The following is a 24,382-nucleotide window of genomic DNA, read 5'->3' as shown; positions in this document are numbered from 1 at the left end:
CTGTTCTGCCACCCGTCTACTGCCATGCCACGGCTCCGGCCGCAGCGCTGTAATCATTCGCCATAAGCCCGAACTGGTAACTGATGGTGTATCCAAAGTTTGGATGTTCGCTGTCATAGTACGGGTCTGCCTTGTATTTCAGGAAATATCGGTATGGCAGGGTCCCTCCGGCAGCTTTTAACTGGCATGTCATCCAGGGATTGGTATCTCCTGTTGCATCCGGATTATAGTAAAGGTCTCCACTAATAACTCCGGTTCCCGTCTTCGGATTCGTGATTCCCAGTCTGACTCCAGCTTCATAAATCTGGCCGCTTCCATAATTCGTCGTTTTCGCGATTGGTTTCAGAGCCTGGTAGGTGGCTATGTCTGTTTTACTGATGGGCACTGCTTTGAGTATCTTTCCCTCCATGGGATAATTCTGGCTGTTTTGGATGGCCGTATCCACGCTGTATGCGGTCTTCTCGGTTCCATCCGGCATCAGTTCATCTGCCATCGCCACCCCATTCGGCAGGTCCACGACCAGGCTCTTGCTGGTAACTCCCTTGATGGTAAACCGTATCTCATAACGGTCACTTCCCGAAGACAGTTCCACCAGGATGTCTCTGTCTGTCGGATACGTGCATGCTGCTCCTGTATATACCTTCAGGCCGCTGATGGTTCCAAGTCCTTGCACCGGATTCTCCAGTGACATCTGGTCCGGCTTCAGTATGGCGGATGTGCCTCCCACTCCGGACAGACCGATCTTTCCATTGGCGCTTGTGGTTCCCCAGCCGGTATAGTATTCAATCTTCCACTCCGCCAGGGATACCGTCTGCGTTCCGGTGGTTTCCTGGCTGACATCGCGTACTTTTGCATCGGATATAGTGACTCCTGAGCCCAGGGATAACTGCTCTCCGGCTGCTCCGGATGAGTTGTCCACTGGCGTCACCGTTCCCAGGGACAGCATCTTTACTGGCGGCTCCAGTGTCGGCCAGCCTTTTGTTGCCTCTGATTCCAGGCTGGTATACCAGATTCGGTTTTCCTTCATCTGCTGGGTCCCGTTTACGGTGTTCAGTTCAGCGGTCTGCTTCTGCAGCTCCGTATTCCCGGTGGCATACAAACGGCTGACATGCGTGCTGTCCGCCATCGACACGCTGTCTCCACTCCATCCGGTATCACTGTAACACTGGCTCATTACACCGTCAGGATATCCGGCTACCGCTCCAGCGGCACTGGTGCTGCCGCCGGCCGTAATACTTCCAGCTGTTCCGCAGGCGCTGTAACTGTTTCGTATCGTTCCCAACACACTCCCTGCAATTCCTCCGGCGCTGGACGATGCTTCTGTCCCCTTGATCACAGTTTCCTGGTTATAACAGTCCCGGACTACCCCGCCACTTACCTGTCCCGCGATTCCTCCGGCACTGTCAATGGCTGTCACGCTCCCGCTTCCAGGGCTTTCACTCCGGTTGTAGCACTGGGCAGCCTCCGCCGTCCCCAGAAGATTTCCTACAATTCCCCCGGCTGAGGCTCCGCTTATATCTACATTGGCTAATCCGATTCTGGTAATTGTTCCGTTCCACACATAGCCGAATAATCCGGCGGCGTCTTCTGTGATGGCATACAGGTTCTGAATCCGGTATATCTTATGGGTATCATCAGGATTGGATAAATCCTTACTTTCAAAGGCTCCCTGGTACATATGGAGCTGGTCTTTTCCGATTGGAATCCAGTTCAGGCGCCCATCGGATATGTAGCTTCCCTCCGCCGCTTTCATATCGATATTGTTTACAAGAACACCTTTGATTTCCCTGTCTTTCGGTACATTGACCTGGTAGGCAAACCACGCCAGCTGTTCCGGGGCCGTTATCTGATAGGGGGATGCATTTCCATCTCCAGATGGTTTACCCTTGTCTTTGATAAGGCCGTATTCCACCGCTTCCCCTACCTGCTCCCAGCTTTCTGCGGATGGCAGGCCTGTGGCACCTAAGACCGGATATTCGCTGTCCTTATCGTAAGTCCATGAGAGCCCCGTAGTCTGCTGCAGACTGCCCCCGTTCAACCGCCAGGCGGCTCCCCAGGTTCCAAGGGCCTTCCGCTCTACTACCAGGCAGTTTACGTTGGTTCCATATTCATACTCTTTCTCAATCAGACAATCTTTAATATCCGTATCATTCACATCAGCATAGCAACCAACTATGGAACCCTTATCGCCGGTGGGGGCCGCCGATACAACTCCGGCATTATAACATCCTGCTATGGTTACTGCCCCTTTTTTTGCATATGCGACGATTCCACCAATATGCGCATCGCCCGCCACACTTCCTCTGTTCATGCTGTTTCGAATTGTCACATGACCCGGAACGGTGTACTCTGCTGTGGTGCCGAAGATGCCTCCTACACTAACTCCACCTGTGATATCAATATTACCTAAGTTATAGCATCCATCCAAAGTCATCTCTGCCGTATTAGATGCGGCGCCCACACAGCCTCCAAAAAACATGCCGCTTCCGCTGAAAGTACCCACTAGCCCACACTCGGTTATCGTTACGCCAGTTCCATTCACAAATCCTGCGATTCCTCCACCACCAGTACCTGAAACCTCAATCCGGATATCGGAAATACTGGTTTTCTTAATGGAGGCATTATTTCCTAATGTACCAAAGAGTCCCTGGCTTCGACTGTCTTTTGCCCGCATGGCAGAAATGGTATAACCGTTTCCGTTGAAGGTTCCTGTGTATCGCTTCCCATCCACATCACTACCGATTGGTACCCACCGTAGTGCTTTATTGACGATATCTGGCTCTCCCGCATCATAGGAAACTCTGCTGTACGGCTCTCCAAACAAGTTGATATCTGCGTTCAGGTCGGCACAGAGGGACGTCTCTCCGGCATTCACCCTTACTGCCAGCACTGCCATCTGTTCGGCGGTACTTATCTGAAGCGGTGAATCTTTCGTTCCATCTCCCGCCAGAGCAGAAGAGGTTATCAATCCGTCAATAACACCCTGCCCCACCACAGACCAATCATTAGGAGGGTCTAGTTCACCAAACACTGGGTATTGCCCCTCTGTATATTTCCAGGCTCCGTCCATATTCTGGCCATTTAATGCATAGGCGGCGGCCCAGGATTTCAGTTGCGTCTCAGTAAGCGCAGTAGCTCCGGCGTATGATGATGAACCGCTGTGACCGTCACCTAAATAGTAAAAACAGTTGGAGAATCTGCCAGAAGAATTGTTAGTCGTAATGCTGAATTTATTACTCTTCCCACTCATTATTCCTACGTTATAACAATTCACAATATAAGCACGAACACGGCTATCATATACATAAGTGCCTGCAATGCCAGAGGCACCTGAAGCATCCGTCGTATTACACACAATTTCACCACTGTTATAACAGTCGGTTATCATGCTTCCAGCACTGCTGCTACTGTAATACCACCCTACAAGCCCCCCTGATAATCCACTTTCGCCAACAATTTTCCCTTCATTCCAGCATCTGCTTATATCTAAACGCCCTCCGTCACTTACACCACATACCAGGCCAGCACTATGCCCAATACCTGTCATAGCCCCCTTGTTGGAGCAATTTGTCATTGTATTCACTCCATTCGCCGCAACCACAGCAATACTAGCGGCTTGACTGCCATTCAATGAACTGTTGGCACCGATATGAACATTTTGGATAACAGCTCCCGCCATTCTATTAATCAACCCCAGGGATTTGTCAGTTCCTTCTCCACACAAATAATCAATCTCATGATTCCCTCCATCAAAGGTACCTGAATAAGACGCAATGGGTACCCATTCCAGCGGTGTGGCAGCACTGCCTCCGAATCCGTCTCCACGAAGACTGATATCTGCTGTAAGAAGTACATTTTGATAATCTTTCGTCAATTCTCCGGCATTTACCTTCACCATAAACCAGGCTAATGCTTCCGGCTTTCCTATCTTCCATGGGGCCTCAACTGTGCCACTTCCCTCCAGCGCCCCGGTCGCTTTCAGGTCTTCTTCTGTCTGTACTGCCCCTACCCCAGCCCAGTCGGCATAGTCAGCGTATGTAACGGCTTCGCGAGGTGCTACCTTGAGCGATACCGTCCGGGATATCCCGCCTAACGTGGCAGTGACGGAGCCGGCTTCTGTCTGTGGTGTCTCTGTAACCGGTTCTAACGTGGTCTCTTCGGCCTGGCTTTCTTCCGCAGCGGCGGCAAACGGTTTTACTCCCGGCATGATGAGAACCGCAAGCAGAAGACTTAACGCCCAGCGCTTCCTATTATGTTTTTTCCGTTTCGTTCTCATTCCGTTTCCTCCCACGTTTTGTTATCTGGCTGCTGTATTTGTCTGATTGTTATTTTCTGTCTCCGGAACACTTCCACTCTCTACCAGTATCTGGTTGTTTTCATCAATGCGGATACTGCCATCGGCCTCCCAGTCAATGGTCTGGCCATCGATTTCGGCTGGCAGAATGAGTTCTCCGTCTGTCACCGCATCAGCCAGAGAGCGGTCCTCCGGCAGAGACAGGGCGATGGCGGATACCTTCGATGCCGATGTAATTGTTTCCTGGTCGCTCAATGCAAAGGATTCTATCTGGGGATAGGCTCCCTCGGTGGTGTACCAGGTTCCCAGAATCTCCGGGTTTGCGCCTGTCATGCGGCTGGTATGTAGACCCTTTAATCGCTCCCCATCTTCGTCCGGTAATTCCTCCGCCAGCGAAAATATTTCATCGGTGCAGGCCATCTGGATGTCATACACACAGCCGTCCAGCTGACCTTCCCCTGTCGCGCAGAAAGCTGCACGAATGTTTCCTGATTCTCCGATTATCATGGCGGAGTAGCTGTTCTGAATGAAACCGTTGTGGATAGCAGTGAAACCTCCTGTAATGTCATCGCTGTCTGCCAGCCCGGAGGCATAACTGTTCTCAATCCGGGTGTCATGTCCTGTGATTCCGACAAAACCTCCGGTATATGTCTCAATATCTCCCAATGCGGAGCTGATTGTCGCCAGTGTAAAACTGTTGGATATCAGCGTTTCCCCGGATGTTTCTGCGATAAGACCACCAACAGTTACCCGTTCCGCTGTTACTAGGATGTAAATATCGCCGTCCGGGTTGCCGATGTATTCAATTGATTCTTCTGGTTCATCAAATGTCATGTCACTCTCATCAATCTGCGAATTCTGTCCGCCGGAATCGGATGGCGCATCACTTCCCGCCGGGCCTTGGGCGTCGGGCGGGGTTGCGTCGGATGGGCTGGCTGACTGGATAGAGTCCTGGATAGATTCCGTATTGGCATCTACCATGACGGGCAGTTTTAACATCAGCTGTCTGCGGCTGATAGCTTGATAGCCTACTGTTTCTGAAATGTTTGCCGCCACCGTACCGTCAGATGTCCCGCCAGATTCTGGTAATGGCTGGTTTGCTTCTATCTGCCCGGCTGCTGTACCTTCTGTGCCGCTGTTATTTGACTCATTCGTGTTTCCAGCGACGCCATCATTTCCTCCGGTGCCCTCAGATACTCCGCTGCTTGGTGTTTCTCCTTTGCCTTCCGATTCTAAATTGCTCTCTCCTCCAGTACTGCCGGATGCATTGCCGTTATTGGTTTCTTCAACACTTTCTCCATCAGTACTGCCTGTCGACTCACTGCTATTGGTCCCTTCCGTATTGCCGCTTCCACCACCGTTTTCTGTTTCTCCAGATTCTTCACTATCGGACGCTCCTTCGGAGTTGTCAGTTCCTTCACCGGCTGCTCCTCCTGTATTTCCAGCTTCTTCACTGCTGCTTTCTTCTGAGGCGCTTGTTTCCCCTGCGGGGCCCTTCTCTCCATCTGTACTGCTCTCATCTGTCGCACTGCTTTCCGATTCCATACCTTCCCCAGACTCTGACTCATATCCGGGGCCCGCTTCTATTCCAGTGTCTCCTTCGTTTTTCCCTTTTTCTTCCTCCGTGAGACCAGGGCCTATTTCTTCCGATGTCTCTGAAACAGCCGTACTTTCTGCCATCCCAGGTCCCTTCTGTTCCTCGTCCTCCTCTGTATTCCCTTTTTCCAGCAGATATTCCGCCTCCGAAGGACTCGCCGTGTATATCTCTCCATTCATTCCACAGTCTGCTATCCGGGAGTCTATGGCATAGGCTGCCAATGCTCCATACCCGTCCACGTAATGCTCCCCATCGGAATAGGTAAATGGACTCAGTATCTCCGCCTCGCTTAAAAACAGGTTCTCTATCTCCGCGTCCTCCACCACTCCAAACAGCGGTCTCCCAAGGCCGCTTATCATATGCCCGTTCCCGTCAAGACTTCCGGTAAACGGCTCTATATTCGTCCCGATAGAATATTCCAGCCAGCTTAAATCCAAATCTTCCTCCAGCTGATATCTGCCATTCAGGTTATATTCCTCACTTTCCGTATCCAGCAGGTACTGGGCGAATTCTTCCTCTGTGTAAAGCAGCACCAGTTCCCGGCTCTTGGCTCTGGCCGTCCCGATACTGTGAATCATATACCCTGCCACAAAGGCCAGGATGAGACAGGCGGTCCCTGTGGCCAGATACTTCCGATATTCCCTCTTTCCTGTTTTCGTATGTAATATAAAACGGCTCATGTTATCCTCCATTCCCCCTGATAATCAAAATCACTCTTCCCTGTATTTCTCCGGACGGCACCGTTCCGATGCTGCTGTCACGGCTGTCGATTGACACGCTGCGGTTGTCCCCCAGCACCAGATATTGCCCGTTCATCACTGTCTGGGTCATTCCGGGCTGTTCCTCTGCTTTCTCTGTATTCGCTTTTTTGTTTCCGACATCTGCATCCGACAGTGTCACATAGTCTTCCTGAATTTCCTGCCCGTTAACCACCACATGGCTTCCCGACGAGTTGACTTCCACCCGGTCTCCAGGCAGGCCCGCTATCCTCTTTACCATGCTCTCTCCATTTTTCTCAAAGACGATAACTTCATTCCTCTGATACTTTTCGCCTATCCGGCTATATACAATCCAGTCTCCGTGATTCAAATACGGATACATGGAATTTCCTGACACCCGGTCCACGCCAATCAAACAGCCGAATACAACCGCAATGCAGACAATCACCGCCGCCATACTAAGCGCCATCCTCACATTTCTGCGCCTTCGTCTCACAAAATAGCGTCGGATTTCCACCCGAATCTGGCTGCGCATCTGTTTCCCCAGCCTGGTGAGGGGGTCCGCATCCCGGCCCGCTCCATCTCCGCGGCCGTTTCCGGTCTCACGGCTGTTTCCGATTCCGCGGCGATTTCCGGCCCCGCAACCATTTCCGGCATCCTGAGCCGCCTCCACGGATTTCACAATATCCCACAGGTAACAGATCATCTGGTTCTCATCGAATCCCCCGAATCGGACCGTCCGAAAATGGGAGGTTTTTCTCTCTTTTTTTGTTTTCCCCTTCGGCTCCTGCCTGCGGGACCTGCCTCTGTATCCCGCCGTCTCCACGGTCTGGCACCTTCCTTTCAGGGTTGACCCGGTAATATGTATTATGAAGTAAGGCATAACCAGAGTTTTCTCATACGGCTCAAGGAAAAGACCAATTGGTATCTATCTGGAATAACTTTTCGATTGAATTTATAGATATATCGGAAATACTTTAGAATGCAGGAACTCTGCTTATAAACATTTGGACACAACAAACAGGCGATTTTGACCTTTCACGTCCAATCACCATTTTCTCTCCCCAGCGTTCCACAATTCTGCGAATCTTTCGTCGGATTTTGCAACAATTTCCATTTCAAACCTTGCAATTTTTACGAAAGTGGGTATAATAGACTATATCGTAAGGGAAGAATCCCTTATCTATTTGATATTGATACCTCATAATACATATTATGGGGTGTTTTTATTTTTTCGCCGGATGGCTGTTTCCAGCTACCCTAGCACCAGCTTCATCCGCGACATCTGCCGCCTCGGCTGGTCCTCCGTTGTCATGGTGTAAATTCTGGTCGTGCTGATGCTGGCATGCCCCAGCAAATCCATAAGTCTCACCACATCCTTCTCCACACTATAAAATATCCTGGCAAACAGATGCCGGAAATTATGCGGAAACACTCTGTTTTCATCCACGCCGGCTTCCCTGGCCAGCTGCTTCATTTTCTTGCTCACATTGCTTCTGTCCACCGGATTCCCATGCTTCGTGACAAAAATGCTCCCAGACAATATCCCGGCCTCCCTGCAATATTTCTTCAGCATCCTGCTCAACTCCACCGGTAGCAGCACCACCCGCGATTTCCCTTTATTGTAGATCTCCGCCCGCCCCGCTTCCAGTGATTCCACAGTGATAAACCGCAGCTCACTGATGCGAATCCCGGTGCTCCCAATGGTCTGGAGCAGCATGCTCATACTCAAATCCCCGCACCGCCTAGCCGCCCGGACCAGCTTTTCATAATCCTTCTCCGTCATCTCCCGCTCCGGTCTGCTATACAACACCTTCTGCACCTTAAACAGCTTCACCTTCAATTCCTCTCTCCCCAGAAACACCAAAAAGCTGTTCACCGCCGCCAGCATGGAATTGGCACTGGATATCTTATACCGCTCCCGCAGTTCCTCCTTATACTCCCGGATTCTCTCTTTCCCCAACACCTGGTTCTCCCCCACATATTCCAGGAACACCTTCACATCCCGAAGATATTTCTCCACAGTAGCCCTGCTCCGTTCCTCATCCCGCAGATACTCCCGGTAGGCCGGCAGCATATCTTTGGAGACGGTCAAATTTTTGTATTTATTCATAACAGTCCCTCCTTCATTTGTATGATTCCTTACTTGTTACAATAAACGCAAATGGAAGAAATTACAAGAAAAACATCTAAATGCTTTCTGGTAATTTCTTCCATGATTATACTTTATTTAATTGCATACTATCTATGAATTTTTGTCTGTATATTTTTCAAGCAGGTTATGTACCACACAGTAATCATTTATATTGTGATACGCATCTTTTGCTCCCTCACTGCAATTAACAAACATTTTATATTGCCGATTCTCCCTTCACCAGTAACACAGGAATTTTATAAACTCCAATCACTTTATTTCCCTCTATCTGCTCCATCAGAATATCTACCGCCTGTCTGGCCAGCGGTTCCATCTGCTGTTCCACCGTAGTCAACACCGGAATTGTCATTCTGGATACATCATTTCCATCATATCCCATCACCTTCAATTTCTCAGGCACAGGAATCCCACGCTTAGCTGCCTCCTGTAAAACAGCACAGGCAATGTTATCAACACAGAAAATGCCGTCTGCCTCCGGATATTGGTCAAACAAATCGGAAACCAGCTTTTTATAATCGCCATACTCAAATACATTCATAGGGATTCCCATACGCTCACACCGAATTCCCGCCTTTTTTAAAACAGCTTCAACTGCCGCGTGCCTGTCGTCAGAAGGTTTTGCAATTCGGACATCACCACAGATTTGAACCACACACTTACATCTGTTTTCTGCCAAAACATTTCCCGCCAATATCCCACCTTGATAATGGTCGGAAGTTACCACCGGAATGTTTTCTCCAAGATAACGGTCCAGAGATACCAGCGGCAGATTCAGTTTTTCGTAAACCTCATTTTTCAGTGTATGACTTGCCAGGATAATTCCATCTACTTTGTTGCACTGCAGCATATGGATATAGTCCCTCTCCAGATTCTTCTGATGCATGGCGTTGCAAAGCATCATTTTATACCCACGCTCGCATAATGCTCCCTCCAGATACCTGACCTCCCTGGCAAAAAAATTGTGGCTGACGTCAGGTACAATAACACCTACAATCCCTGTCTTTTGACTCTGCAGATTTCTGGCAATCTGACTGGGATGATAGTCCAGCTCCTGAATTGCACTCCAGACTTTGTTCCTTGTTTTTTCTGATATTGCCCCCCGGTTATTCATGACTCTTGAAACAGTTGCCACCGCAACACCGGCTTTTTCCGCAACATCCTCTATTCTGGCTGCCATATTGTTCACGACACCTTTCCCCACTGTTTTATAGAATTATAACATGCAATCACAAAATTTTGCATCCATAATTTTCCATATGGTGACATTCATGATTCTGTATAATTCCTGGCCCCCTTCCAGCTTCATGTCCACTGTCTCAGGAACCCGGCTGATTCCCGACGTCATAACCGCTTCCCCGGAGCCAATAAAATATTCCCACAAAAATCCATCCACGAAACCATGAAGCTCCATCACCCCATCCTGCATAAAGATATCTTCCCCGTCAATAAGAACACTCTCCCCCTGACAGCTCAATATCTGAAGAACCTCTCCCGTTGAAGAATCAGAAAAACTTAGATGCCATCCTTCTTTCGGTTTTTCTTTTATCTTAATGGAGAATTCAAACTGAAGTGGAAGGCCACTGACCTCTATGCTTCCAAGCGCCACTGACTGTTGTTCCTCCCATTGAAAAAGTGTTTTACCCCGCAACAGTTCCATGGATTCGCAAGGCACCTGACGCAGACAGCCTTTCGAATCCAGCCAAACCTTTCTGGGTGTTGCCACACAGCCATTCCAGGCAGAAAAAGAGATTCCCTTTCTATTAAACCATCCAGGAGCCCAAGACAGCAGATATGTATTCTCCCATTCATCTTCAACATCCACAGACGCATACGCAACCACTCCATAATCAATCTTCCCTGTCTGTTGAACCAGGAATCTTCCTTCCAGAGGCTCAAACTCACCTGCATAGTATTCCATCTGTTTATACGGTGAAAACAACAGTACCATTTTATCCCCCATCTTCAGGACCTTCGGGCACTCAAAAAATGCGACCTGCTCAACAGGTCTTGACAGAAAAATCCCCTTGTACTGCCAATGAAGAAGACTCTCATCTTCCGCTTCATAGAGAAGTAAAAGCGCCTCTCCCCCGGAGACCGCCCCCACAACCATATAACCAGTTTCATCCCATAGAAAAAGATATGGGTCTCTCCAATCTCCAGAGATTTCAAACGCATCCGGCGGGTCCGCCAGCGGTTTATCAAGCCTCGTCCACCGCTCTAATCCCTTATCGGCTTCCGCCCCCCACTGACAATAGCTTCCATCCTCCCTGACAGAAGTAAATGCCATCAAATAACTTCCATCCTTTCGTTCCAGTACACTTCCGGATATGGGCTTTATCTCCCCCCTGTCACGGTCCGGTACCAGAGTTTCCGGCAGATAATCCCAGTGGATAAAGTCTCCGGTTCTGGCATGTGCCCAAAACCGGTTTGGCTTTTCCGCCCCCTCCACAACCGTTCCGTCCGGCAGTTCAGCAGCCGAGATTCCACATGCGTCAAAAGGGTCCTGAAGATAGAAAAAATGGTACTCTCCATCCACAAAGATTCCTCCATTTGGATCATTCATCCATCCGGACATCGGACAAAAATGGAATCTGGGTCTGGCCCGGTCCGCTTTTGCCGTCTCCCAGTTCCTTCTCAAGCATTCTCTGGCTTCCGCGCCCGTACAGTCCCTGCTATTTACCAATCTTCCCATCTGCTCTAATTCCTTCCTATATATTCAGCGGAATACTCCGCGCGCATCGCTCTTTAGCAGATTCCATGGGTGGAAATTGGGCGTGTGGTTCCTGTTGATACCAATATCCGACACTGGAATATTCGTTGCCCTGGCCATTCGCATGGCCGTGCTCAATTGTCACAAGAATTGACTTTTGAAAATGTACCGGGTCCTCAATATGCCATCTGTAAGCCGTACTCTTGCCATAATATTCATATCTGTCATTGAGCAGTGTGATTCCGTGATATGGTCCTGCATATTCATCGCTGGGATATCCCCATGCCGCCCCAAAATAATCTTCTGTCCCAGTACCATGCAGTGACGGAGGCCAAATTTCCCCATCTATGAAAATCATGTCATCCCCCTCTCCCGGCCAGGTATATTCCTGATTTGTCGCATCGATATTATCGATGCTTAAGACACAGCCTACATAATGGCCCTTTCCCTTTGCATCCAGAATCACATAATTTTCTTTTCCATCCAGATTAAACCCGGGAAGGTCTCCTGCCGACGGTTTTTCCACGGACTTTGGATACTCTATCTTTCTGCATGGATTTTCGTGTCGGAACTGAGCGTGAAAACGGCCATAATAATCCGGCAGTTCTTCCTGATACATTTCATAGTCAATCATAAAAAACAGATTTTCCACACAGGCATCCGATTCATTTTTTATCTTAATAACCGCCTTTTTCCCAAACGGCATCGGAAAATAGCAGTTCATCGCCGCACACACGGTTCCCTTCGGCCCACGGCGGTCTTTCGCGAATACCATGTTCATAGGCAAGGACGTATAATGTTTACAATAGCCATGCCCCACTCCAAAGAAGTCCCCCAAAGGCACACAGACACTCGGCGTTTTCTCCCCGTCCCAATACATTTCAAGCAGTATCTTTCTTAAAAAATATTTGTCACCACACATAGCCGTCAGCCAGATATGCTTAATACAGCCACAGCCCTCCACATCCATGACTGTGGCGGTTTCTCCCTTCTCCAGAACCCAATAATCTCTGTTCCCCCCAGTTTTATCATAACTGGACTCTCTCTTAGAGACCGCATCCTTTAAAATCGGCAGACCGCCCAGTGGACTGCTTGGCATCCATAATCGATTCATAACTTCTCCTTTCTCACTCTAGTTTCATCAGGCTGCCCCTACCCCTTTACCGCTCCTAAAGTCATACCGCTGACAATATACTTCTGCAAATAAAATGTCATAATAATAATCGGTATACTGAAAAATGTGGCAATGGCTGTCATAGGCGCTAGATTAATATCGTAGGACGTCACAAATTCAGAAAGCCCTACCGGTAATGTTTTGGCATTTCTGCTGGTCGTAAACAGCGCAAACATAAAATCATTCCAAGGAAGTAGAAACGATAAAATCGTAGTCGTTGCTATTCCCGGTTTGGAAACTGGCAATATGATTGACACAAACGAACGAACCAGACCACAACCGTCAATCTGGGCCGCCTCCTCCAGTTCCTCCGGCACACCTTTAAAATAACTGCTCATCATCCAGATAATGAAGGGCAGCTGAAATGCCGTATAAAACATGATTAAAAATGGCAGTGTATCATACACTCCCCATTGAATGGAAATGCCAAACATGGGTATCGCCACACTAATCATGGGTATCAGCCGCATAGCCAGGGTAATCAGCAGACATCCTGTTGCCAGTTTCGTGCTGTTAAGCCTGGAACAGCCATACGCCGCCAGCGAGCCGATAAATACGGCCAATGCCGTACTTGCTACGCTGGCAATCACACTATTCCCAAAATATCTACCCACAGGCATTTGCGAAAACGCTATTTGGTAATTCTCAACCGTCCATCTGCTCGGCAGCATGGACGGGGAAGTTGTGACCACCTCATGAGGCGGTTTAAATGAAGATAAAACCAGGTACACATAAGGAAACAGGAAAAACATAAGGATAATCAAACAGACAATTGCCCCTGCCGCAGTCAACAGCCTGTCCTTCTTCTTTGCACTCATAAACAATCTACCTTTCATGTTGGTCATCCGGCATCAGCTGTTTTGTAAAACAGAATGCAATCCCCAGCAGGATGATGATAAACAAAAATGCCATGGCGCTTGCATCTCCAATTTTGTGAAACCGCATGTGAGTCTTGTAGAGATAAATGCTGAGCGTCTCCGTAGCAGAAGCGGGACCGCCTTCCGTCAATACCCAGATTGCGTCAAAACTTCTGGCTGCATCCAGTATTTTCAGCAGCAAGGCAACAGAAATCACAGGTTTCAGTTCCGGAATAGTTATGTAACGGAAACTCTGTCTGCGGCTGGCACCATCAATCGTCGCCGCCTCATAAAGAGACTGGTCAATACCCTTCAATCCGGCTAAAAGTGTAATGATAAAAAATGGAGTCACCAGCCAGATGTGAGCAAAACAACAGGCTAAAAAGGCAAACCGGCCATCTGAAAGCCATAAAATCTGTTCGGGAGATACAATCAGCCCCAAATCACATAAAATCTGATTGAAAATACCAAACTGGGAACTGAGCATAAATTTCCAGATAAGTCCTGAAACAATTGGCGCCAGCATTAACGGAACCAGAAACAGCGTTCTGATAATGCCGCTTCCTTTAAATCCCCGGTTTAATATAAGCGCCACCAGAAAACCAAGCACAAATTCCACAGAGATAGTACACAGAATGTATCTGATTGTGTTCCAGACTGCACTGTAAAATTTGCCTGAAGACAGAACCTTTGTATAATTCCCCAGCCCGACAAAACGCTCTCTTGTCAGGCTGGAAATATCAAAACTATAAAAACTATCGACCAGAAGTTTTCCCAGCGGGTAAAAATAAAACAGCAGAAATATGATAAATGCCGGCAGTATCAGCAGCATTTTCTTTTGTTCTTTTCTTAAGTGAAACATGGCAGCCTCCTATCCGGTTTAAACAGACCAGGTTTAAAACATCTCTTCAATTTCCGACTTTAATGCATCTAAGGCATCCTCAGGAGTCTGCTGTCCTTTTAATACATTCTGTATCACCACATTGATTGCGCTCTCTATCTCATTCCACTGTACCACTTTCGGCCTTCCCTCTGAAAGCGGTGACTGCATGGAATCCAGAAGTACTTTTAACTGGGGATGTGCATCTTTCTCATGTTCCAGCACACTGGTCCTTCCTGCCATGCCGCGGTTGATATACAATGAGTTTTTGTCGTTAATAAATTTCAAATATTCCGCAGCTACATCCTGTTGGCCAGAACCTTTCATAATCACATGATAGAATGGCGCCGGAACGATTCCAACTCCCTCCGGTCCCGCCGGCATAACCGCTACGCCAGTCTGGGCGGCGACTTGGGAACTGTCTTTATCGACGGCATTGGTATACATGGCACACCATACAGGCGCCATAGCCAATTTTCCTTCACTAAACATTTTCACGTGGTCGGCTGCCGCCATTTCAAAAATTCCCGCCGGAACACATTGGGCATCATACAGAGCTTTCATGTGATTCAATGCATCCACATAGGCCTGCTGATTCACCATGACCTGTTGTTCGCTGTCCAGTACCAACGGCGTTCCGCCAGCCTGAACCGCCATTTCCAGGAAAGATATAACCGTATCACCTCCGGTTTTGGCCGACAGACTGGTTCCATACATGTCTATTGTTCCATCCTTGTCGTTATCTCTGGTAAAAAACTCTGCTACATCCAGATATTCCTGCCAGGTACCCGGCACCTTCAGCTCATATCCGTATTTTGCCTTAAAATTCTCTTTCTCTGTATTGTCCTCAAACAAATCGGTCCGGTAAAGCAATACCTTGCCATTGGCCCATGCCGGAAGTCCGTACAAGGTTCCGTCAAGAGTGCCGTCAGTCACCAGCGTCTCCGGAAAATCGAGTTTCATCTCGTCCGTGACAATATCATCGAGTGGCAGCAGACCATTCTTAAGACCTGCCATCCATACGGTATCTACACAGGCCACATCATACAAACCTGCCTGACTAGTCACCTCCGCCGCAAGTTTATCATACATTCCTGAATAAGGTACCGCATCGATATTCACTTTGATTCCTGTCTGTTCTTCAAATTCCACTGCTGTCTGTTCTGCCACATCAAAAGCCGGAGACCCAGCCTCCACCAGTACATTCAGTTGTCTTTCACCGGAAGTTTTCAAAGCCTCCGTGCCGACGTTTCCGCCTTCCCCCGATTGGTTCCTAGAACAGCCGGCTGTTGCTGCCACCAATACTGCCGCCAGGATTACTGCTGTCATCTTCCCATTTTTCTTCATTGCCCTACCCCTTTCGCTTTTACCAATAGTTTCCGGATTTTTCAAATTGTCAAACGTTTGATAATTTTAATTGTATCACATGGGTCTATAATTGTCAAACGTTTGATAATTTAATTAAAAAGTCTACCGCAAAACCCGAACATGCAAAAAGGAACCCTTCTGCTAAAACACAGCTTTCAGGTTCCTTCTACTCTTATGAATTTTTATATGACATTTTATCCGCCAGCATACTTTCAATTCGATTTCTGTATTTTTCTAATGATACCTCATCTCCCACTATAATCACATCAAAATATGCTGCTCCTGCTTCTTTTCTCAAAACCAACTCTACTGCTTTTGGGTTATTCAATTCATTTCCTTTTATTAACGATTTTAGTCTTACTTTTTCCGATTCAGAAAATCCCAATGTACAACTGCCATCTGCTGCAAATGAACAAAACACCTTATTCTTTTCGAAATTTTCTTCTGCCTGCAAACCGCTTTTGAAAAGTTCCATCATATCCGGCAATATTTTGATTTTTCGTCGTACAGTACCTTTTACCGATTTTTCATCCTGTCCCTTCTTAACAAAATTAAAATCGACCTCTTCCAAGGTTCCGTTATAATATTTATCAAAAAAACATTGTGGACTAAGCAATGAATGCACTCCCGTCAAATTCTGAAAATTAAACAAATTCAGAAGTCTTGGCTATTCCGCCCACATCATTTATTATCTTTTTCACTATTTTCTTTTTGTCCACTTGGCCACCAACTTTCAGAACACAATTATTTTAAGTTGTGTATCGAAAATAGTATGGCACAGATGCAAAAAAATTCCAACAATTTTTAAAATGGTTACACCGTATTCATACAACAATATTAAATTGAGAGAAAAAACGCTTATAAAGTTCAAACTCTTCAAAGTCTCTTCCCATAACGCCCATCCGCCTTTCCAGTAGCCAGCTTTTCTTTCAATGCTTCCTGTAATACCTGCGAAAAATTAATATTCTTCTTCAACGCCGCCGTATTCAGCCATGCAGGTATCGTCAATGTCTTTTTCACTGATTTCTCAAAATGATTCTTTGCATACTCCGACACATTTACCGTAACCAAATTTACAAATCCTTCCCCATCCTCAACACCCAATTCCTTGCAAATTCCAGACAAACTGATAGCCCCCATCTCAGAAGGTGGCGGTACCACATCCCTATCCATTTCGCTCATATACAGATACCCGGCCAGGCAGTCGACCGCCATGGCCAGTGCCTCTTCCAACGTTTCCCCACAGGTCGCCAGATAATTCAAATCCGGGAAAATAACCGAGTAACCATTCTCCTCTTTCAAAAAACACGCAGGATATGCAGACAACATCTCAATCTCCTCCTCTAATTTCATTTACTTCATCCCCAATCAACAATATTATCTTAAACCTGCCTGCTTCAAGATTGCATATTCCGTTCCTATTGGCAATGTCTTTCCATGAAACGGGATTGTAACCTTCCCAGGTTTAACGGGATGTATGTAATACCTGTGAGAACCCTCCTGTGATTTATATTTCCAGCCATCTGCAAGAATCATTCTCTCCAACTCTTTCGGCTTCATTGGCATTTTATAGAATTCTCCCTTTTGTTAGAGTAACATATAACACGTGCTTTTTCAATACGTATTATATGAGTACAAACAAAAAGGAACCCTTCCGCCCAAATACAGCTTTCAGGTCCCTTTTATTCTTTTTATTATCCCTTAATTCCAAGGGTTTCCGCAATGCGCTCTTTCGTGCGCTATTTTTCTAATGATTGCTCATCTCCCAGTAGCAAACGGAAGAAATTACAAGATAAACCATCACTTATTTTTATATGGTTTTTCTCCAAGAACCGTCTTTCCGGCTGCATTTTTAGTATCCAAATCTCCAATGTAAAGTGTTTTCCCCAGAGCCACCAGCACCTTGAGCACCGTACTTAAACTAGGAATAGTCGTGCCATGTTCCATTCTTGCAATCACTGGCTGCTTCACCCCACTTTTCTTCTCCAATTGTCTTTGTGATATTCCCTGCTCCTGTCTTATCTTCATAATTTCACCAATCAGCGCTACCCTTAAATCGCTTTCCGCAATCTCCTCAGGGGTAAGCAGTTCTTTCCGTGCCTCTTCCCATGAGGTACCAACCGAACTAAATTCCTTCATAAAAACCGCTCCTTTTCTTAAAATCTGCCAGTTCCCGTTTTGCCTTTTCTATCTCTCTAGCAGGCGTCTTTCGTGTCCGTTTTTGAAACTGATGAAGCAGAACATACCGTCCACCAACAATTCCGGCGAATAAAATCCGGTTTTTCATCGGACGCAATTCCCATATTTCGCCCTCTAAATGCTTCACATAGTTTTCATTCAATTGACAACCATACATACTTAATGCCTGTATGTAATCACTAATCTTGTTTAATTTGATTCGGCTGTCTTTATCATGACGTCCACTTAATTCCCTCAAATAATTCAAAACTGGTTCCCTGCCTTTGCTGTCGCGATAAAAAATAATCTCGTGCAAATCTTTTCCTCCATTCATATGATACTTCAAAGTTATCATCGATGTCAATACTTTAAAGTTATCATTCGTTTTGCAGATACGGATAGAAGGAACTCTTTTTATAATCTTCATCTTTACTAAAAAACATTTGGGTAATTATTGAAATACTATGATACCTGATAAAAAGAATAATTCTATGATATCTGAATTGATAAATCGCCTTTCAATGGAGTTCCACCATCGCCTGCATTTTTAGGATAGCATATTTTGTTTCATAATGCCAGCAAAATTTTATCTCCATCCTCTGCTCACGCTTCCCAAAAAGCCCGCCAAATCACCCCACAACCTCAGATGATTCAACGGGCCTTCCTCTTTCATTCCCATCTAACTTTCTATCTCACCCCTACACATCTCCACCTCATTCGTAATCACCCCATCGCAACCCCACTCCCGCATCCGCTCCAGGGTCTCCACATCATTCACCGTCCAGGCATTTATCCCAATCCCTCTCATCCGGCATTCCTCCGCTATCTCCTTCGTCAAAATCTTCACATTCGGATGATAGTACGGTATCCCGAACTGCTGGCAGTAATACCCAATATTCCCAATCACCGTCTGGCTTACCAGGGCGCCAGTTTTTATCTCCGCATCCAGCTGCTTCACACGAACCAGCGACATATGGTTAAACGAGGATATCACCACCCGTTTCGCAAGCCCGAACTCCCGGACCATATCAACGGTTTTCTCCTCAACTCCCTCATAATAAAACACATTGGACTTAATCTCAATATTGGTGACCAGCGCTTCCCCTGCCGCCCAGGCGCAGTACTCCTCAAACAGCGGAATCCGCTGGAACCCGAAGGCCCCGTCCTTGATCACCCCGGCGTCAAACCGGGCCAGTTCCTCGTAGGTATAATCCCGCACAAACCCGGCCCCATCCGTAGTCCGCTCGACAGTCTCGTCGTGAATCACCACCAGTTTCCCATCCTTCGTCAGCTGCACATCCAGCTCAATCCCGTCGCATCCCGCCTCCGCAGCCTTCCGAAACGCCAGCATGGTATTCTCCGGATATTTCCCACTGTACCCTCTGTGTCCATAAATCTTCATCCCATCATTCTCCCTATAAAATATCCGCCACTCGACGGTCCATTCCCCGCCTCTACTTCATCGCCGCCTTAGAATACCCGGTCAGCATATATTTCTGGAAGATAAAGAACAGGATAATCACCGGAATCACCGCCATCACGGCCCCGGCCATAATCTCATGGTTATTCATCGTCTCCTGCCCGCCAAAGGTATTTTTAAGATAAGCCAGGCCCACGGTCAGCACCCGCCGCTTTTCCCCCTTGGCAATAATCTTCGGCCAGAAGTACGCATTCCACCCGTTGGTAAATGTCACCAGCGTCACCGTAAACAGCGTGGACTTGCACATCGGCGCCAGCACTCTCGTGATAATCCCGATTCTCCCCAGCCCGTCCATTCTGGCCGCCTCGATATAGCTGTCGTCAATGGACATAAACGTCTGCCGCAGCATAAAAATATAGTAGGGCGACACCGCCTCCGGCAGAATCAGTCCCGCAAAAGAATCCGACATCCCCCAATTGGCCATCATAATATAAATCGGGATAAAGGTCACCTGAAGCGGAATCATCAGCGCCCCCAGCACGATGATAAAGCAAAGCCCCTGCCCCTTAAATTTCCCCTTGGAAAATCCATATCCGGCAAACACTCCGGTCACCACCTGACAGAACAAAATCCCCGCCGTCATCACCGCCGTATTAAAATAATACCTGGTAAAATTCCCCCGGCGCAAGACGTTTAAATAATTTTCAAAATGAAATTCCTTCGGCCACAGCGTCGGCACCGTCAAAAGAATTTCCTCCTGCGATTTCACGGAAGAAATTAACATCCAGTAAATCGGAAACACAATGATAATCAGGACCACAACCGCCAGCCCCCACTGCCACGCCGCCACAATCCTTCTCTTCCGTTTTGCCGATTCATTTCTCGCGTTTTTCTCAGAAAACGTATGCCTGCCCATGTCAGTCCCCCCTTATGAGTCGTAATTAACCTTCCCGTTTGATATCTTCATCGTAGCCACCGTTATCACCAACAGGATGATAAAGAAGAAAATGGCTACCGTGGAAGCTCTGTCCATCCTGAAATCCACCATGGCATACCGGTAAATGTTGTAGACAAACACTTCCGTCGAGCGGTAAGGTCCTCCCTGCGTCAAAATATCAATCGACTGAAATACCTTCATAGACGCCAGGAAGGTAGTCACAAACAGAAACAGCGTGGTAGGCGACAGCATGGGCAGCGTAATCTGAAAGAACCGCTGCACCGCGCTGGCTCCGTCCAGGGACGCCGCCTCATAGTAGTCCGTCGGAATCCCCATCATGGCCGACAAATACACCATCATTCCGTAACCGATACACCGCCACCCCGTCAGCAGCAGCACCGAAAACAGCGCCGTGCTGCGGTTGTTCAGCCAATCCACTCTCCCAAACCCAAACACAGACAGAAAGTAATTCAAAATTCCGTGGTCCGTATTCAGAATCCACAAAAATACAACTGCCGCCGAGGACATGGCCACATACTTGGGCATGAACACAATCGCTCTCATGATGGAAAATCCCTTCGTCATGCGGTTAAAAATCAGGGCAAATATCATCCCGCCCACCAGAGTGATGGAAAGCTCCCCCAGAGAATATAAAAATGTCACCCGCAGCGAGTTCCAGAGATATTTTGTCCCCGAGCCCCCAAACAGCCATTTCCAGTTCTTGATTCCCACATACTGCCACCTGTCATTCAACAGGTTCCAGTCCGTGAAACTGATACGGAACAGCTCCACGATGGGATAATACGTAAACACCGCAAGAAAAATCAAAACCGGCAGCACACAGCAAAAATCCTTAAACGCTGACACCTTCCTTGGATTCAGACCATTCTTTCCCTTCATAGAATACCCCCTGCCTCACAGGCTTCTCCGAGAGAAGCCCGTGTTTTACGAATCGCCCAACACTTCATTGATTTCTTCCGCCATCTGTTCCATGGCCTTCTTCACATCTCCGCCTTCCCCGATGACTTCCGCCATGGAGTTTTTCCAGATAGTGGCCAGCTGGTTCCAGTTCTTATGTACAATTCTCGGCTTAATCAAATCCAGGTTGTCAAAGATTGCCTGGAATGCCGGCTTCATTTCCAGGAACGCCTTGCCCTCATCCGTGTTCAGCACTGATTTTCTGGTAGGCATATAGCCGGTTCCCGTCGCCCACTGCATGTTCACGTCCTTGCTGCACAGGTACTGCATAAACTGCCATGCCGCGTTCTTGGTCGCCTGGTCATTCTTCGAGGGAATCATCACCACAACGCCACCGATTTCCTGGTTCTTCGTCTCGCCGCCCGGCAGCCATGCCATGCCCACCTCAAAGTCGCACTGGTTTACATAAGTATTATACACAGAGCTTGTATGGACGATGGAAAATGTTTTCCCGCCGATAAACTGCTGTCTCATATTGGAGGCCGCGTCCGTGCCTGCCGCCCAGCCGATATACTGGTTGTCCGTCCACTCCTTAATCTTCTCCGCGATAGCCACCGCTTTCTCGTCTCCGAGGTCCGTGGTGAGCTGGTCATCGTTGATGATCTTCACGCCCTGATTCAGGTAGAATGTCTCAAAATACCACTGGTCCCAGCCTGCAATCACGGTTCCGTATACGTCAGTCGTGCCGTCCGCATTTTTCTTCGTGGCCTTCTCTAAAAATGCGTCCATGTCCTCCCATTTCTCCGGAATGGTGATGTTCATCTCCTTCGCCATATCCTTGTTGTAGAACATAATCTGTGTGGAGATTAAAAATGGCAGGGAAACCAGCTTTCCGTCATACTTGGAAGCCTCAATCATACCATCTCCAAAGTCCGTCGTGTCATATCCCGTGGCCTCGATATAAGGAGTCAAATCCTCCATCAGTCCGCCCGCGCCGTAATCCGTCACATAGGACGTGTTGGCTACGGTGATGGCCGGAAGTCCGGTTCCTGCCGCGTTAGCCGCCACCAAATCCTCGTTAATCTTGGTCGCGTTTCCCGCATACTGCGGCACCACGGTTATCATATCCTGGGATTTGTTAAACCCATCCACAATCTCATTCACCGTATCCGAATACTGCTCCTCCAGCGTGTGCCACCACTCGATGGTAATCGGCTCCGTCACCTCATATTTGGAGGCCATATCCTCCGCCTTTGTCGTCTCACCGGCCGCTGTCGACGCAGCCGCAGCCGCCGTGGTGGTCTCCGCTGCCGATGTCCCGGCGCCTCCCGCCTTTCCGGTGGAACCTCCGCCGCTGCATCCCGTCACTGTCTGCGCCACAAGGGCCGCCGCCAATACTAACACGATTGTTTTTTTCATCAATAACTTCTCCCTTCTATTCGTTAAATGTTTATCATTGTAAATACCGTTCCAATACAAACCGCAGGCAGAATGACACCAGATAGACTGCCAGCGAAATCCATACCAGGAAAAACGAGGAGTAAAACCAGCCAAGCGCCGCCCCCACGGCGCAGATCAGGAGAATCATCACCGATACCCCCAGATTCCCCACCGCCATAATAAACGAATGGACAACGGTCTGCCTCAAACCGATTTTAAAATACGCCGTCAACGGAAACAGGTAAATCACTGTCAGCAGCTCTAAAATCATCAGACTGCCAATCGCGATTCGAAGTCCCATCCGCACCATAACCGGAACCGTTAAAAACTGGCAGTAATACAAATCCAGGACAAGAATCCCGCCCACCGCCAGCGCTCCCAGCCACAGAACCGTGGACCTGACAAAGTTTCTCCGAAATCCCCGCAGAAACGTCCGCACCACATACCCTTCCTCATCGTGGGTCAGCTTTAGCGTATAACTGAACAATGCCGTCGTCGCCGCCCCCACGGTGATAACCGGGAGCGAGCACACCAGCCAGAGGAGAATGATGACACAGAGGTTCATCAGTTTCTCCATAAACATCCAGAACCGGTTCTCCGGATTAAACAGTCCGTTGACCTTGCTATTCATAAATCCTCCCGCCTTTCCAGCCTGAACCGTTTTAACATCAGGTGGTTGACTCTCTTAAGTTTCTCATTCCACGTCGACTGCTCATAAAACACATACAGCCGGTCTCCATCCACCGCCATATCCGCGTAGCCGCCGTAAGTATCCACCAGCACGGACGGCTTCCAACTCTCCCCGTCGTCCCCGCTGACGGAAACGGTCAGGAAGAGCCGCTCTCCAAGCGGATGGTTCCTCTCCCTGTTGGCACAGTTGACAAACCCGATTCTCCCCTCATCCAGCCGCGCCATGCTGCCAAAACACTCCGGGTCGGGAAGTCCCGGCTCCCTCCAAATCCTCTCAAATTCTCCGACGCCGTCCCGGGAGATTCCAAATGCCCGGCACCCGTCCGGTTCCTTATTGCGGAAATTAAACAGGACAGTCCCGTCGCTTCTCTCCACCGCCGCCGTCTCATTGGCGCTGACGATTCCGTCCACCAGCGACCCGGCATGCCAGGTCTCTCCCCTGTCATCGCTGTAAATAACTCCGGCTGTCGACGGCTGGTGGGCCTTCTTCCTGCCCATTTCATCCAGTGCTTTCCCACAGGCCAGCCAGATGGGAATCACCAGCCGCCCCCGCTTCATCACCAGTCCATGGCCAGGGCCAGATGCGCACACATTCCACTCCCATGGAAATTCCCGAAACGCCGCCGTGATCTCCACCGGCTCCGAAAATGTCATTCCGTCGTCACGGCTGACACAGTGGTAAACCGTCTCATAATTCCGGTGAAACACCAGGTGAACCAGCTCCCCGTCCCGGATAAGCACCGGATTGTTCCATGTCACCGGCTCCCGTTTTCCGGAATCGTCCGCCGCTTCGTCGGTAGAAGCGATCACCTGCCTCGCAAAATGCTCCCCGCCATCACTGCTCCGACACACCACGATATCTATCTGCGCCCAGTCATTGTGGGTATCCATCCGCCCCTCGTAACAGCAGATAATCGTCCCCTTTTCCGTCACGATAATGCCCGGTATCCGGTATTCCATATAAGGCCCGATACCAAAACTCTCCACGGTAAATGCGGCCTCCGGGGTTGTCTCCACGTGAATCAGTTCCACGATGCAATGCCCT

The 24,382-nt window shown here is 48.4% G+C and carries 21 protein-coding genes; all 21 read right to left on the bottom strand.

All coding sequences use genetic code 11. The features are described from left to right. Positions 1 to 16: 16 nt before the first annotated feature. The gene (locus HMPREF9473_RS04400; RefSeq protein ID WP_006778862.1) at positions 17 to 4,276 is read right to left on the bottom strand and encodes a hypothetical protein; all 4,260 of its coding nucleotides are present in this window, start codon (positions 4,274 to 4,276) and stop codon (positions 17 to 19) included. Positions 4,277 to 4,297: 21 nt separating this feature from the next. Then, on the bottom strand, positions 4,298 to 6,571 hold the full coding sequence (locus HMPREF9473_RS04395; protein WP_006778861.1) for a GLUG motif-containing protein: 2,274 nt from the start codon (positions 6,569 to 6,571) through the stop codon (positions 4,298 to 4,300). Position 6,572: 1 nt separating this feature from the next. Further along, on the bottom strand, positions 6,573 to 7,436 hold the full coding sequence (gene lepB / locus HMPREF9473_RS04390) for a signal peptidase I (RefSeq protein WP_138669888.1): 864 nt from the start codon (positions 7,434 to 7,436) through the stop codon (positions 6,573 to 6,575). Between the two features lie 429 nt (positions 7,437 to 7,865). After that, entirely contained in the window at positions 7,866 to 8,723 is an 858-nt protein-coding gene (locus HMPREF9473_RS04385) for a tyrosine-type recombinase/integrase (RefSeq protein WP_006778859.1), read from the bottom strand. A gap of 238 nt (positions 8,724 to 8,961) precedes the next feature. Next, complete coding sequence (locus HMPREF9473_RS04380) at positions 8,962 to 9,942, bottom strand: LacI family DNA-binding transcriptional regulator (protein WP_006778858.1); 981 nt, start codon at positions 9,940 to 9,942, stop codon at positions 8,962 to 8,964. A gap of 36 nt (positions 9,943 to 9,978) precedes the next feature. Further along, positions 9,979 to 11,457 carry a glycoside hydrolase family 32 protein gene (locus HMPREF9473_RS04375; protein WP_006778857.1) on the bottom strand — a complete coding sequence of 493 codons (1,479 nt, stop codon included), beginning with the start codon at positions 11,455 to 11,457 and terminating at the stop codon, positions 9,979 to 9,981. Positions 11,458 to 11,473: 16 nt separating this feature from the next. Further along, a complete protein-coding gene (locus HMPREF9473_RS04370; RefSeq protein WP_006778856.1) occupies positions 11,474 to 12,589 on the bottom strand; it encodes a glycoside hydrolase family 172 protein in 1,116 nt (371 codons plus the stop codon). A gap of 38 nt (positions 12,590 to 12,627) precedes the next feature. Beyond that, positions 12,628 to 13,485: a carbohydrate ABC transporter permease gene (locus tag HMPREF9473_RS04365; protein ID WP_207636781.1), complete on the bottom strand. Its 858-nt coding sequence runs from the start codon at positions 13,483 to 13,485 to the stop codon at positions 12,628 to 12,630. Then, the gene (locus HMPREF9473_RS04360) at positions 13,475 to 14,368 is read right to left on the bottom strand and encodes a carbohydrate ABC transporter permease (RefSeq protein ID WP_006778854.1); all 894 of its coding nucleotides are present in this window, start codon (positions 14,366 to 14,368) and stop codon (positions 13,475 to 13,477) included. The genes HMPREF9473_RS04365 and HMPREF9473_RS04360 overlap by 11 nt, the downstream gene beginning before the upstream one ends. Positions 14,369 to 14,401: 33 nt before the next feature. Next, positions 14,402 to 15,715, bottom strand: coding sequence for an ABC transporter substrate-binding protein (locus HMPREF9473_RS04355; protein ID WP_187388689.1), 1,314 nt, complete (start codon positions 15,713 to 15,715; stop codon positions 14,402 to 14,404). Positions 15,716 to 15,926: 211 nt separating this feature from the next. Then, positions 15,927 to 16,388 carry a hypothetical protein gene (locus tag HMPREF9473_RS04350; protein WP_187388688.1) on the bottom strand — a complete coding sequence of 154 codons (462 nt, stop codon included), beginning with the start codon at positions 16,386 to 16,388 and terminating at the stop codon, positions 15,927 to 15,929. A gap of 242 nt (positions 16,389 to 16,630) precedes the next feature. Continuing rightward, on the bottom strand, positions 16,631 to 17,083 hold the full coding sequence (locus HMPREF9473_RS04345; protein ID WP_006778851.1) for a type II toxin-antitoxin system HicB family antitoxin: 453 nt from the start codon (positions 17,081 to 17,083) through the stop codon (positions 16,631 to 16,633). Positions 17,084 to 17,131: 48 nt separating this feature from the next. Further along, positions 17,132 to 17,314 (bottom strand): type II toxin-antitoxin system HicA family toxin, encoded by a 183-nt coding sequence (locus HMPREF9473_RS04340; RefSeq protein WP_034858749.1) that lies wholly within the window; start codon positions 17,312 to 17,314, stop codon positions 17,132 to 17,134. Positions 17,315 to 17,554: 240 nt separating this feature from the next. Continuing rightward, the gene (locus tag HMPREF9473_RS04335; RefSeq protein WP_006778850.1) at positions 17,555 to 17,893 is read right to left on the bottom strand and encodes a helix-turn-helix domain-containing protein; all 339 of its coding nucleotides are present in this window, start codon (positions 17,891 to 17,893) and stop codon (positions 17,555 to 17,557) included. After that, positions 17,880 to 18,287 carry a type II toxin-antitoxin system RelE/ParE family toxin gene (locus HMPREF9473_RS04330; RefSeq protein ID WP_242830773.1) on the bottom strand — a complete coding sequence of 136 codons (408 nt, stop codon included), beginning with the start codon at positions 18,285 to 18,287 and terminating at the stop codon, positions 17,880 to 17,882. Before HMPREF9473_RS04330 ends, HMPREF9473_RS04335 begins: the two co-directional genes overlap by 14 nt. A gap of 324 nt (positions 18,288 to 18,611) precedes the next feature. Further along, positions 18,612 to 19,334 (bottom strand): glycerophosphodiester phosphodiesterase, encoded by a 723-nt coding sequence (locus tag HMPREF9473_RS04325; RefSeq protein ID WP_006778848.1) that lies wholly within the window; start codon positions 19,332 to 19,334, stop codon positions 18,612 to 18,614. 52 nt (positions 19,335 to 19,386) lie between these two features. Then, positions 19,387 to 20,268, bottom strand: a complete 882-nt coding sequence (locus tag HMPREF9473_RS04320; protein ID WP_006778847.1) for a carbohydrate ABC transporter permease — start codon at positions 20,266 to 20,268, stop codon at positions 19,387 to 19,389. Between the two features lie 12 nt (positions 20,269 to 20,280). Beyond that, a complete protein-coding gene (locus HMPREF9473_RS04315) occupies positions 20,281 to 21,189 on the bottom strand; it encodes a carbohydrate ABC transporter permease (protein WP_006778846.1) in 909 nt (302 codons plus the stop codon). Between the two features lie 45 nt (positions 21,190 to 21,234). Further along, entirely contained in the window at positions 21,235 to 22,626 is a 1,392-nt protein-coding gene (locus tag HMPREF9473_RS04310; RefSeq protein ID WP_006778845.1) for an ABC transporter substrate-binding protein, read from the bottom strand. Positions 22,627 to 22,660: 34 nt separating this feature from the next. Further along, complete coding sequence (locus tag HMPREF9473_RS04305) at positions 22,661 to 23,278, bottom strand: YesL family protein (RefSeq protein ID WP_006778844.1); 618 nt, start codon at positions 23,276 to 23,278, stop codon at positions 22,661 to 22,663. After that, complete coding sequence (locus HMPREF9473_RS04300; RefSeq protein ID WP_006778843.1) at positions 23,275 to 24,369, bottom strand: sialidase family protein; 1,095 nt, start codon at positions 24,367 to 24,369, stop codon at positions 23,275 to 23,277. The genes HMPREF9473_RS04305 and HMPREF9473_RS04300 overlap by 4 nt, the downstream gene beginning before the upstream one ends. Between the last annotated feature and the right edge of the window lie 13 nt (positions 24,370 to 24,382).

Origin of the sequence: Hungatella hathewayi WAL-18680 (genome assembly GCF_000235505.1) — a bacterium.
Classification (GTDB): domain Bacteria; phylum Bacillota; class Clostridia; order Lachnospirales; family Lachnospiraceae; genus Hungatella_A; species Hungatella_A hathewayi_A.
The sequence above is the reverse complement of the archived record's forward strand: the minus strand, read 5'-3'. Positions and strand labels throughout refer to the sequence as shown.